We start from the raw sequence: 14,532 nt of genomic DNA, 5'->3' as shown, positions 1-14,532 counted from the left end.
AGCATCGACGGGCACCGGTATATAAAGTTTCAATTATTTACTTATCTCTGGATAGTAATATATCCAACCTTGGCTTTGTCATCAGACTTCAACTTGATGTTGTAGAAGTACGTACCATCCGGAACGTATTCTTCAGCACCGAATCTGATACCTTGGTTAGACTTACCATCCCACTTCATTAGCTCTACAGAGCCGTTATCAACTTCAGGTCTCCAAACCAGATGACCCCATCTGTTGTAAACCTCGAGTAGTTCTACTTCAGCACCCTGAGGTATCTCAAGGTTCCAGTTGTCATTGAGTCCGTCACCGTTAGGAGAGAACCCTTCAGGAATAATCACCGAGCCGATCAATGAACCTAGAGGCAGAGTGACCACAGTTGGGTCAGATAGCTCTACTTTAATTTCTGCACCGTCATTTGAGGTATCAGAAACCGCCGTACCGTTGGCATCGCCATAGGCGATAACATTATTATAATACGGCCCTTCGTTGCCCTCATGGTAAAGTCTTACCGTGTAGAACACAGTATCTGCCTTACCAACTTGAAGCACACAAGTAGAGTCACCCACCAGTAGATCAGATTCTGTATTACCGTTGAAGTCCATATTGACTTTCAATCCACCGTTTGAGTTAGAAACCGGCGTACCGATAATCTCATACGTTAGGGTATCACTGAAGGTCTGATCCAGACTGTCAATCAGCTTCACATCTGTAAGATCTACATTGCCCAGATTACCCACGATTACTCTGTAGGTGATATCATAACTGATATCATCATGTTTCATCGTGTCTACCACGCTAAGTGCTACTCCTATTGACGGGCTAACCGTTAATGAGTCGTCACCAAACTCTACCGGAGTAGGCTCATCGTTATTTCTAGGATCACCGTCATTATCAGGATCAGCATCTATACCATTGGTTGAAGTATCACTTACCTCATCACCGTTAGTATTAGCAGTTGCTGTCGCAATATTGAAGTACTTATCTGTACTGGCTCCCGAGATATCTACCACTACTTTGAAGTTAATGGCAAAGCTCTCACCCACTTTCAATGTACTCAGGCTGTCGATCAACAATCCTTGATCATCACCTCTACCCGTAAAGTTCGGATTAGCGGTTAACGTACCTTCTGTTGTCACTTCGATGGTGTCGCTTACGATTACCGAACCATTACTGAATGTTCTGTCAAGATCATCCATAACCTGAACTCTATCCAGATCTACACCTCCCATGTTAGAGACATAGATTGTATAAGGTACTTCATATTGGCTATTGCCCAGAGCGGTGAAGTCACCTACTTCTTTGGCTACGCCAATCAGACCTTGATCTGTTGGGTTATTGATGACAAACTCAGCAGAGTTATTTGACATTGTGGTGTCTATCTGATCTACAGAGAACAGTTCTGCCTTATTAATGATCTTACCAGCCGCATTAACTTTAGTCAGGTAAGTCATCACCAAGCTATCACCAGCACTCAAGGTATCAGCCATCATTGTGATAATACCGTCTCCGAAGTTACTGTTCTGAGAAGTGCTCACAAATCCAAGACCATCCGGAAGGATATCTCTAATCTGTACTGCAGTTGCTTCATTAGAACCTGCATTTACAGCCGTAACCGTATACACTACTGTATCTCCAACATCTACCATATCAGAAGAGCCCGACTTAAAGACTGCTATGTCAACATAGTCAGTGCTATCCGGCCCAATTCCTGTTTCTCCACAATCTGTGATAGAAACATTAATAGGAGCAGGAGAACTGTAGCATCCTAGAGAGCTACGCTCAAATACATAGTATGTTCCTTCAGTTGCCATACCAATGTTAGTAACCAATGCAGAGTTGATTGAATTACTTACGTGGAATTCAAAGGCACCTCCTGCAGAAGGATCACTCATAAGAGCACCGCTTAAGTCAACCGTTTCAAACGGACAGTTATTTGAAATATCTGCAATGACCGTTGGGGTTTCTACGCTACCGCCTACTGAAACGGTCACCATATTAGAAACCGGACTTTCACAATCTCCCACATTTGATTTACAAATGGCAGTGTAAGTGTAAGTACCAATTTCAGTAGGTTTCACATTTAACACGCCGCCTTCATCACCTGTAGACCATACTAAGGTTCCAGTACAACCTGACCCTGTCAGTGTTGCTGTCTCACCCAGACATATAGCAGTTGTTTTACAGCTAATGAATGGCTTGTTAGGAATACCAACAGCTATTTCAAGAGAATCTGCTGACGGGCTTACACAGCTACCAATACTACAGCTTGCTGTAAACTTGGTACTCTCATCCAGAGTCACTGTAATAGACTCGCCAACCTCTCCATTTGACCAGGTTACCGTACCTACACATCCGTAGGCTTTAAGTACTACAGGCTCTCCAGGACAAACCAGGTCTGCACTACATGCTAGCACTGGTTTCTTAGTCTGACCTACTGTCACAGTCACCGGAGCCGAAAGCTGACTGATGCAATTGTCTCCCTCTTTACAAATGGCCGTGTATTTCGTGGTAGTGAAAGGTCTTACTGTAATGGTATCTGCTACCTGGCCAGATGACCAGATTACAGAACCTGTACAATTAGAAACCGCTAGGGTAATATCTTTCACTTCACAAACTGATGTCTCAGAAGCAGTGATAATTGGCTTCTCAACCTCACACGTTCCACAGCCATTGACCTTACGCTTAATTTCGATTCCTTCAGATGCATCACTAACTCCACAAGAGTTTGTACATGTAGCAGTATATGTTCCTGGTACAGTCACATTTAATGTGGCTCCGGTAGCACCAGTTCCCCATGTTACTGTTCCGTTACAACCACTGGCAGTTAGAACCGAAGTTTCATTCTCACATATTTCATCCGCACTTGCAGTGATCATCGGAGCAGATGGTTTACCACCTGTAGTCACCACGATTGGATCTGAGATCATAGAAGTACCACAGTCGTTTGTACAAGTTGCAGTGTACGTTCCTGCAGTTTTCACATATATGGTATCTCCAGTTTGACCTGTATTCCATGTGATAGTTCCAGAACATACAGTTCCCACAATCATCGCTGAATCAGGAAGACATAGACTTGTCTTGTTGGCCAGAATTTTAGGCTCTGAAGGAGCACCATTCGCTACTATCTGCATAACGTTTGAATCATCAGATTCACCACATGAGTTCACACATTTCACAGTGTAATTACCTGCAGCTACCTGAATCTTCTCACCCGTAGCACCATTACTCCATACATATTCGTAATCACAACCAATACCCAGAAGTGTAGCCTTCTCATCTCCACATACGCTTACTCTATCGGTAGCAATAATTGGTGTATTCGGTCTACCTGTTGATTTGATTTCAATCAGGTTACTTCTTTCACTGTCACCACAACTGTTTACACATACCGCAGAATAGGTACCTGACATGGTAACGGTAAGAGTAGATCCGGTTGCACCGGTACTCCATCTTACTGTTTCACTACAATTCAGAGCAGTAAGTGTTACCATATCGTCACCACACAACTCAAGTTTATCTGCTGAAACAACAGGTGCATCTTCAAGTTGTCCTTCGTCAATTGTTACGCTATTGCTATTGCCTGATGTTCCGCAAGAGTTGCTACACGTTGCAGTGTAGGTTCCTGCTCCTACCTGAATCGTTGAGCCAGTCGCTCCAGTGCTCCAAGTAAGTGTTCCGGCACAATTCGTTGCTGTCAAGGTCGCTTTCTCATCGCCACATACTTCTGTCTTGTTAGAAGTAATTGTTGGTGCTGATGGCGGATTACCCTGACCTATCGTTACGCTATTGCTGTTGCCTGATGTTCCACAAGAGTTGCTACACGTCGCTGTGTAGGTTCCTGCTCCTACCTGAATCGTTGAGCCAGTCGCTCCAGTGCTCCAGGTAATCGTTCCGGCACAGTTCGTTGATGTCAAGGTCGCCTTCTCATCTCCACATACTTCTGTCTTGTTAGAAGTAATCGTCGGTGCTGATGGCGGATTACCCTGACCTATCGTTACGCTATTGCTGTTGCCTGAGGTTCCGCAAGAGTTGCTACACGTTGCCGTGTACGTTCCTGCTCCTACCTGAATCGTTGAGCCTGTCGCTCCAGTGCTCCAGGTAATCGTTCCGGCACAGTTCGTTGCTGTCAAGGTCGCCTTCTCATCGCCACATACTTCTGTCTTGTTAGAAGCAATTGTTGGTGCTGATGGCGGGTTACCCTGACCTATCGTTACACTATTGCTGTTGCCTGACGTTCCACAAGAGTTGCTACACGTTGCCGTGTAGGTTCCCGCTCCTACCTGAATCGTTGAGCCTGTCGCTCCAGTGCTCCAGGTGATTGTTCCGGAACAGTTCGTCGCTGTCAAGGTAGCTTTCTCATCGCCACATACTTCTGTCTTGTTAGAAGTAATTGTTGGTGCTGATGGCGGGTTACCCTGACCTATCGTTACACTATTGCTGTTACCTGAAGTTCCACAAGAGTTGCTACACGTTGCTGTGTAGGTTCCTGCTCCTACCTGAATCGTTGAGCCTGTCGCTCCAGTGCTCCAGGTAAGTGTTCCGGCACAGTTCGTTGCCGTCAAGGTCGCCTTCTCATCGCCACATACTTCTGTCTTGTTAGAAGCAATCGTTGGTGCTGATGGTGGGTTACCCTGACCAATCGTTACGCTATTGCTGTTGCCTGAGGTTCCGCAAGAGTTGCTACACGTTACTGCGTATGTTCCTGCTCCTACCTGAATCGTTGAGCTTGTCGCTCCGGTATTCCAAGTAAGTGTTCCGGCACAGTTCGTTGCCGTCAAGGTCGCCTTCTCATCGCCACATACTTCTGTCTTGTTAGAAGCAATTGTTGGTGCTGATGGCGGGTTACCCTGACCTATCGTTACACTATTGCTGTTGCCTGACGTTCCACAAGAGTTGCTACACGTTGCCGTGTAGGTTCCCGCTCCTACCTGAATCGTTGAGCCTGTCGCTCCAGTGCTCCAGGTGATCGTTCCGGCACAGTTCGTTGCTGTCAAGGTCGCTTTCTCATCACCACATACTTCTGTCTTGTTAGAAGCAATTGTCGGTGCTGATGGTGGGTTACCCTGACCTATGGTTACGCTATTGCTGTTACCTGATGTTCCACAAGAGTTGCTACACGTTGCTGTGTAGGTTCCTGCTCCTACCTGAATCGTTGAGCCTGTTGCTCCAGTGCTCCAGGTAATTGTTCCGGCACAGTTCGTTGCCGTCAGGGTCGCCTTCTCATCTCCACATACTTCTGTCTTGTTTGAAGCAATTGTTGGTGCCGATGGTGGGTTACCCTGACCTATAGTTACGCTATTGCTGTTGCCTGACGTTCCACAAGAGTTGCTACACGTTGCCGTGTACGTTCCTGCTCCTATCTGAATCGTTGAACCTGTTGCTCCAGTACTCCAGGTGATCGTTCCGGCACAGTTCGTCGCTGTCAAGGTCGCCTTCTCATCACCACATACTTCTGTCTTGTTAGAAGCAATTGTCGGTGCTGATGGTGGGTTACCCTGACCTATCGTTACGCTATTGCTGTTACCTGAGATTCCACAAGAGTTGCTACACGTCGCTGTGTACGTTCCTGCTCCTACCTGAATCGTTGAGCCTGTCGCTCCTGTGCTCCAAGTAATCGTTCCGGCACAGTTCGTCGCTGTCAAGGTCGCCTTTTCATCGCCACATACTTCTGTCTTGTTAGAAGCAATTGTTGGTGCCGATGGTGGGTTACCCTGACCTATAGTTACGCTATTGCTGTTGCCTGACGTTCCACAAGAGTTGCTACACGTTGCCGTGTACGTTCCTGCTCCTATCTGAATCGTTGAACCTGTTGCTCCAGTACTCCAAGTAATCGTTCCGGCACAGTTCGTCGCTGTCAAGGTCGCCTTCTCATCACCACATACTTCTGTCTTGTTAGAAGCAATTGTCGGTGCTGATGGTGGGTTACCCTGACCTATGGTTACGCTATTGCTGTTGCCTGATGTTCCACAAGAGTTGCTACACGTTGCCGTGTACGTTCCTGCTCCTACCTGAATCGTTGAGCCTGTCGCTCCAGTGCTCCAGGTGATCGTTCCGGCACAGTTCGTTGCCGTCAAGGTCGCCTTCTCATCGCCACATACTTCTGTCTTGTTAGAAGCTATTGTCGGTGCTGATGGTGGGTTACCTATCGTGATCGTTATCTCATTGCTCTTCGCTGAAGTGCCACATAAGGTCTCACATACTGCACTGTATACGCCTGATGCTGATACCGTGATACTCGCTCCAGTTTCTCCCGTATTCCACTTCACTGTTCCGTTACATCCTGTCGCTGTCAGTACTGCTGTTCCTCCATTACATAGCTCCGTCTTATTCGAAGTGATCGTTGGTACCGTTGGATTTGGTACTTTCTGAATCTCGATGCTATTCGATGAACTACTTTCTCCACAGTTATTGCTACACTTAGCTGTATAGTTACCTGAGGTAGTTACTTCTATGCTCGCTCCAGTCTCTCCTGTGCTCCAGGTGATTGTTCCATCACAGCCCGTTGCTGTCAACGTTGCCTTCTCACCATCACAACAGATCGTCTTATCCGTTGAGATCATCGGTGCTGATGGTGGGTTACCTGTATTGATCGTTACGCTATTGCTGTTGCCTGACGTTCCACAAGAGTTGCTACACGTCGCTGTGTACGTTCCTGCTCCTACCTGAATCGTTGAGCCTGTTGCTCCAGTACTCCAGGTGATCGTTCCGGCACAGTTCGTCGCTGTCAAGGTCGCCTTCTCATCGCCACATACTTCTGTCTTGTTAGAAGCAATTGTTGGTGCTGATGGTGGGTTACCCTGACTTATGGTTACGCTATTGCTGTTGCCTGAGGTTCCACAAGAGTTGCTACACGTTGCCGTGTACGTTCCTGCTCCTACCTGAATCGTTGAGCCTGTTGCTCCAGTGCTCCATGTGATCGTTCCGGCACAGTTCGTTGCTGTCAAGGTCGCCTTCTCATCGCCACATACTTCTGTCTTGTTAGAAGCAATTGTCGGTGCTGATGGCGTGCTGCCTATCGTGATCGTTATCTCATTGCTCTTCGCTGAAGTGCCACATAAGGTCTCACATACTGCACTGTATACACCTGATGCTGATACCGTGATGCTCGCTCCAGTTTCTCCCGTATTCCACTTCACTGTTCCGTTACATCCGGTCGCTGTCAGTACTGCTGTTCCTCCATTACATAGCTCCGTCTTATTCGAAGTGATCGTTGGTACCGTTGGATTTGGTACTTTCTGAATCTCGATGCTATTCGATGAGCTACTTTCTCCACAGTTATTGCTACACTTAGCCGTATAGTTACCTGAGGTAGTTACTTCTATGCTCGCTCCAGTCTCTCCTGTGCTCCAGGTGATTGTTCCATCACAGCCCGTTGCTGTCAACGTTGCCTTCTCACCATCACAACAGATCGTCTTGTCCGTTGAGATCATTGGTGCTGATGGTGGGTTACCTGTATTGATCGTTACGCTATTGCTTTTGCCTGAGGTTCCGCAAGAATTGCTACACGTTGCCGTGTACGTTCCTGCTCCTACCTGAATCGTTGAGCCTGTTGCTCCGGTACTCCAGGTGATCGTTCCGGCACAGTTCGTCGCTGTCAAGGTCGCCTTCTCATCGCCACATACTTCTGTCTTGTTAGAAGCAATTGTTGGTGCTGATGGCGTGCTGCCTATCGTGATCGTTATCTCATTGCTCTTCGCTGAAGTGCCACATAAGGTCTCACATACTGCACTGTATACACCTGATGCTGATACCGTGATGCTCGCTCCAGTTTCTCCCGTATTCCACTTCACTGTTCCGTTACATCCTGTCGCTGTCAGTACTGCTGTTCCTCCATTACATAGCTCCGTCTTATTCGAAGTGATCGTTGGTACCGTTGGATTTGGTACTTTCTGAATCTCGATGCTATTCGATGAGCTACTTTCTCCACAGTTATTGCTACACTTAGCAGTATAGTTACCTGAGGTAGTTACCTCTATGCTCGCTCCAGTCTCTCCTGTGCTCCAAGTGATTGTTCCATCACAGCCCGTTGCTGTCAACGTTGCCTTCTCACCATCACAACAGATCGTCTTGTCCGTTGAGATCATTGGTGCTGATGGTGGGTTGCCAGTATTGATCGTTACGCTATTGCTGTTGCCTGAAGTTCCGCAAGAGTTGCTACACGTTGCCGTGTACGTTCCTGCTCCTACCTGAATCGTTGAGCCTGTCGCTCCAGTGCTCCAGGTGATCGTTCCGGCACAGTTCGTTGCTGTCAAGGTCGCCTTCTCATCGCCACATACTTCTGTCTTGTTAGAAGTAATTGTTGGTGCTGATGGTGTGCTACCTATCGTGATCGTTATCTCATTGCTCTTCGCTGAAGTGCCACACAAGGTCTCACATACTGCACTGTATACGCCTGATGCTGATACCGTGATGCTCGCTCTGGTTGCTCCCGTGCTCCACTTCACTGTTCCATTACATCCGGTCGCTGTCAGTATTGCTGTTCCTCCGTTACATAGCTCCGTCTTATTCGAGGTGATCGTTGGTACCGTTGGATTTGGTACTTTCTGAATCTCGATGCTATTCGACGAACTACTTTCTCCACAGTTATTGCTACACGTAGCCGTATAGTTACCTGAGGCAGTTACCTCTATGCTCGCTCCAGTCTCTCCTGTGCTCCAGGTGATTGTTCCATCACAGCCTGTTGCTGTCAACGTTGCCTTCTCACCATCACAACAGATCGTCTTGTCTGTTGAGATCATCGGTGCTGATGGTGGGTTGCCAGTATTGATCGTTACGCTATTGCTGTTGCCTGAAGTTCCGCAAGAGTTGCTACACGTTGCCGTGTACGTTCCTGCTCCTACCTGAATCGTTGAGCCTGTCGCTCCAGTGCTCCAGGTGATCGTTCCGGCACAGTTCGTTGCTGTCAAGGTCGCCTTCTCATCGCCACATACTTCTGTCTTGTTAGAAGTAATTGTTGGTGCTGATGGTGTGCTACCTATCGTGATCGTTATCTCATTGCTCTTCGCTGAAGTGCCACACAAGGTCTCACATACTGCACTGTATACGCCTGATGCTGATACCGTGATGCTCGCTCCGGTTGCTCCCGTGCTCCACTTCACTGTTCCATTACATCCGGTCGCTGTCAGTATTGCTGTTCCTCCGTTACATAGCTCCGTCTTATTCGAGGTGATCGTTGGTACCGTTGGATTTGGTACTTTCTGAATCTCGATGCTATTCGACGAACTACTTTCTCCACAGTTATTGCTACACGTAGCCGTATAGTTACCTGAGGCAGTTACCTCTATGCTCGCTCCAGTCTCTCCTGTGCTCCAGGTGATTGTTCCATCACAGCCTGTTGCTGTCAACGTTGCCTTCTCACCATCACAACAGATCGTCTTGTCTGTTGAGATCATCGGTGCTGATGGTGGGTTGCCTGTATTGATCGTTATCTCATTGCTCTTCGCTGAAGTGCCACATAAGGTCTCACATACTGCACTGTATACGCCTGATGCTGATACCGTGATGCTCGCTCCGGTTGCTCCCGTGGTCCACTTCACTGTTCCGTTACATCCGGTCGCTGTCAGTATTGCTGTTCCTCCGTTACATAGCTCCGTCTTATTCGAGGTGATCGTTGGTACCGTTGGATTTGGTACTTTCTGAATCTCGATGCTATTCGACGAACTACTTTCTCCACAGTTATTGCTACACGTAGCCGTATAGTTACCTGAGGCAGTTACTTCTATGCTCGCTCCAGTCTCTCCTGTGCTCCAGGTGATTGTTCCATCACAGCCCGTTGCTGTCAACGTTGCCTTCTCACCATCACAACAGATCGTCTTGTCCGTTGAGATCATCGGTGCTGATGGTGGGTTACCTGAAGTCACTTTCACCTCGTTTGACTTTTCTGAATTACCACAAATTGTTTGACAATATGCAGTATAAGTTCCTGGCTCAGTTACTTGAATAATATCTCCTTCCTGTGCATTACTCCACACCACTGTACCATTACAATTTGTTGCTTTTAGCACAGCAAAATCATTAGTACAAAGATCACTACCATCAACCGTAATTACAGGAACTGTAGGAGTAAACCCTGTGTAAATTTCAACAGGCTCTGAAGACTCACTTGTTCCACAAGCATTTGTACATGTCACGGTGTAAGTTCCTGCAACAGAAACCTCAATCGAAGCTGAAGTTTCACCTGTACTCCATTTAATATCACCATTACATTCAGAGGTGGTTAAAGTTGCCGTTTCACCATCACAGCAAATCGTCTTATTCGAAGAAATTACAGGTTTTAATGGCTTATCACCTTCTTTGATTTCAATTGAGTTTGAGCCAGGACTCACGCATTCATCCACAGTACACGTTGCATAGTATGTTCCCTCGGTCGAAACCGTTATTGAAGATCCTGTCATTCCATTGGACCATAAGATTTCACCTCTTGTGCACCCTTCGGCTACCAATTTAACTGTACCAAGAGTACAGATAATTTCAGGACCTTCTATTTTAACTGTAGGTGCAGCTGGTATAGGCTTGACATCTATTGTTGCATAACCTTCTATCGTACAGTTTTGATAAGTAATGGCCAAGGTATATACACCCTCATTACTTTGCTTCGCATTTGGAATACTAATTGTTCTAGTGGCTGAGCTAAAGCCAGCCGGACCAGTCCATAGATAGGTATAACCATCACCATAGTTTGGTCCTATTAGACTTAGCGTCTCACCCTCACATACCTCGTCCTCAATATCACTAAATTCCGGTATCGAAGTAATTTTAACCTCAACGGTAGCAGTAGCAGTACATCCTTTAACATCTGTAATTGTAACAGAATATATTCCTGCATTTACTTCAACTGCATTTGCGATTGAAGGATTTTGCTCAAGTGAAGAGAAACTATTTGGACCAGTCCAAGAATAATTCGTTCCTCCAGTTGCTGTAAAGTTTATTGAGGAGCCTTTACATACCGGAGAATTCACATTCGCATTTCCAACTAAAGGATCTGGTTGACCTACTGTGGCACTCACTGTAGCAGTACATCCTTTAGAATCTGTCACCGTTACAGAGTAAGTTCCTGCCGATAAGTTCTCTAAAGTCTGACTTGTAGCACCAGTATTCCATGAATATGTGTAACCTGGGTTACCTCCTGATGGCGTAACTGTAATACTACCATCTGTTCCAGCATAACAAGTTACATCTATCGTTGAATGATTTACTTTAAGCTGAGTTGGCTCTGTTACTGCAATCGTTGCAGTCGCCATACAGTGTTTAGCATCTGTAACCGTTACTGTATATGTTCCGGCCGAAAGGCCTGAAGCTGTCGCTACAGACTGACCATTTGTCCAGCTGTATACATAGCCTCCGTTTCCGCCGCTTGCTACTGCTGTTGATGTTCCATTGTCATCTCCATAACAATCCAGTACCACATCTGGTGCTGTTACTGTCAATACTGGTGGCTCAGTTACTGCGATCGTTGCAGTCGCCATACAGTGTTTAGCATCCGTAACGGTAACTGTATATGTTCCGGCCGATAAGCCTGTAGCTGTCGCTACAGACTGACCATTTGTCCAGCTGTATACATAGCCTCCGTTTCCGCCGCTTGCTACTGCTGTTGATGTTCCATTGTCATCTCCATAACAATCCAGTACCACATCTGGTGCTGTTACTGTCAATACTGGTGGCTCAGTTACTGCGATCGTTGCAGTCGCCATACAGTGTTTAGCATCCGTAACGGTAACTGTATATGTTCCGGCCGATAAGCCTGTAGCTGTCGCTACAGACTGACCATTTGTCCAGCTGTATACATAGCCTCCGTTTCCGCCGCTTGCTACTGCTGTTGATGTTCCATTGTCATCTCCATAACAATCCAGTACCACATCTGGTGCTGTTACTGTCAATACTGGTGGCTCAGTTACTGCAATCGTCGCAGTCGCCATACAGTGTTTAGCATCCGTTACGGTAACCGTATATGTTCCGGCCGATAAGCCTGTAGCTGTCGCTACAGACTGACCATTTGTCCAGCTGTATACATAGCCTCCGTTTCCGCCGCTTGCTACTGCTGTTGATGTTCCATTGTCATCTCCATAACAATCCAGTACCACATCTGGTGCTGTTACTGTCAATACTGGTGGCTCAGTTACTGCAATCGTCGCAGTCGCCATACAGTGTTTAGCATCCGTTACGGTAACCGTATATGTTCCGGCCGATAAGCCTGAAGCTGTCGCTACAGACTGACCATTTGTCCAGCTGTATACATAGCCTCCGTTTCCACCGGTTGCTACAGCTGTTGATGTTCCATTGTCATCTCCATAACAATCCAGTACTACATCTGGTGCTGTTACTGTTAATACTGGTGGCTCGGTTACTGCAATCGTCGCAGTCGCCATACAGTGTTTAGCATCTGTAACCGTTACTGTATATGTTCCGGCTGATAAGCCTGTAGCTGTCGCTACTGACTGACCATTAGTCCAACTGTATTCATAGCCTCCGTTTCCACCGGTTGCTACTGCTGTTGATGTTCCATTGTCATCGCCATAACAATCCAGTACTACATCTGGAGCTGTCACTGTTAAAAGTGGTGGCTCGTTAACAACTACACTTGCTGTAGCCGTACAACCATTCACATCTGTTACAGTTACACTGTATGTATCAGCAGCTAATCCTGAAATATCCTGTGTTGATGCACCATTACTCCAAGAGTAGCTTATTGGTTCAGTCGCATTGGCAACAGTCAAGTCAATACTTCCATTAGACTCACCGAAACAGTTCACATCTGTTGCGACTAAAGTGGCTGTAGTCGTACATGGAATTACTGGCTCATTATCTTCATCATCCTCTCCGTCATTATCAATCGACTGATCATTTGGATTTGTATCCTCAGTACCAACACGACCATCACCGTCAGGGTCAATACCGCTTTCCGGATCTGAATCTGGATCATACTGATCAGAGGCTGTAATTTCTGCAAGGTTGTCAAATTCAACACCAGCATCTGGATAGAGAACAATAGCTTTGAATGAAAGTAAAGGAATCGCGTCATTCGGAATATTTAAACCAGACCATACAATGGTATCGTTTGAGATTATTCCACCGCCACTTATATCATGAACATTCACATAACCGTTTGGCACGTAATCTTTCACTTGTACACCAGATCCATCATTCGGACCAGCATTTCTAATCTGAATGGTAAAGACTACAGTATCACCAACATTTGGTGTTGGGTCATTTACAGTTTTCACTAAGCTCAGGTCTGCTACTTGTGGTAACACTGGCTCGTCGTCTGCATCATCCTCATCGTCTGGGTCAATTCCAGTATCGTTTGGATTATTGTCTTCTGAACCAATCAGACCATCACCGTCTGTATCTGCATTATTCTCAGGATCACTGTCTGAATCAAACTGATCTACTTCAGTAATCTTAGCTACGTTATTGTACTCTACTCCAGTGCCTGGGGCTAGTACCACCGCGTCAAATGTCAAGGTCTCTGTAGCTCCACTTGCAATGCTGGCTACACTCCAGCTAATCGTGCTGCCTGACTGTACGCCTGCATCACTAATATTGCTGATCGTACCGTAACCATTCGGAAGAGAATCTACCACAACCACATTCGTTGCTGCATCTGGACCGTCATTCTTCACATTGATAGTGAACGTTACCACATCACCTACATTTGGTGTGCCGTCATTCACTAGTTTCACCAGACTCAGGTCTGCTACTTGTGGTAACACCGGCTCGTCGTCTGCATCATCCTCATCGTCTGGGTCAATTCCAGTATCGTTTGGATTATTGTCTTCTGAACCGATCAGACCATCCCCGTCTGTATCTGCATTATTCTCAGGATCACTGTCGGAATCAAACTGATCTACCTCAGTAATCTTAGCGACGTTATTGTACTCTACTCCAGTGCCTGGTGCCAGTACCACTGCGTCAAACGTCAAGGTCTCTGTAGCTCCACTTGCTATGCTGGCTACACTCCAGCTAATCGTGCTGCCTGACTGTACGCCTGCATCACTGATATTGCTGATCGTACCGTAACCATTCGGTAGAGAATCTACAACAACTACATTCGTCGCTGCATCTGGACCGTCATTCTTCACATTGATCGTGAACGTTACCACATCACCTACATTCGGTGTGCCGTCATTCACTAGTTTCACCAGACTCAGGTCTGCTACTTGTGGTAACACCGGCTCGTCGTCTGCATCATCCTCATCGTCTGGGTCAATTCCAGTATCGTTTGGATTATTATCCTCCGAACCGATCAGACCATCACCGTCTGTATCTGCATTATTCTCAGGATCACTGTCAGAATCAAACTGATCTACCTCAGTAATCTTAGCGACGTTATTGTACTCTACTCCAGTGCCTGGTGCCAGTACCACTGCGTCAAACGTCAAGGTCTCTGTAGCTCCACTTGCTATGCTGGCTACACTCCAGCTAATCGTGCTGCCTGACTGTACGCCTGCATCACTGATATTGCTGATCGTACCATAACCATTCGGTAGAGAATCTACAACAACTACATTCGTCGCTGCATCTGGACCGTCATTC

Annotated in this window: 1 protein-coding gene (running past one end of the window); it reads right to left on the bottom strand. The window is 46.6% G+C overall.

Annotation, left to right across the window (positions count from 1 at the left end; genetic code table 11):
• Window positions 1-41 precede the first annotated feature (41 nt).
• Window positions 42-14,532 carry the end of an SdrD B-like domain-containing protein gene (locus ACUXV0_RS15200; RefSeq protein ID WP_446190423.1) on the bottom strand. Its footprint extends 15,347 nt past the window's final position, so 14,491 of the gene's 29,838 nt are visible here — the last part of the coding sequence; the start codon falls outside the window, past its right edge — the gene reads right to left on this strand; the stop codon is at window positions 42-44.

The organism is Jiulongibacter sp. NS-SX5, from assembly GCF_052828545.1.
The sequence above is the reverse complement of the archived record's forward strand: the minus strand, read 5'-3'. Positions and strand labels throughout refer to the sequence as shown.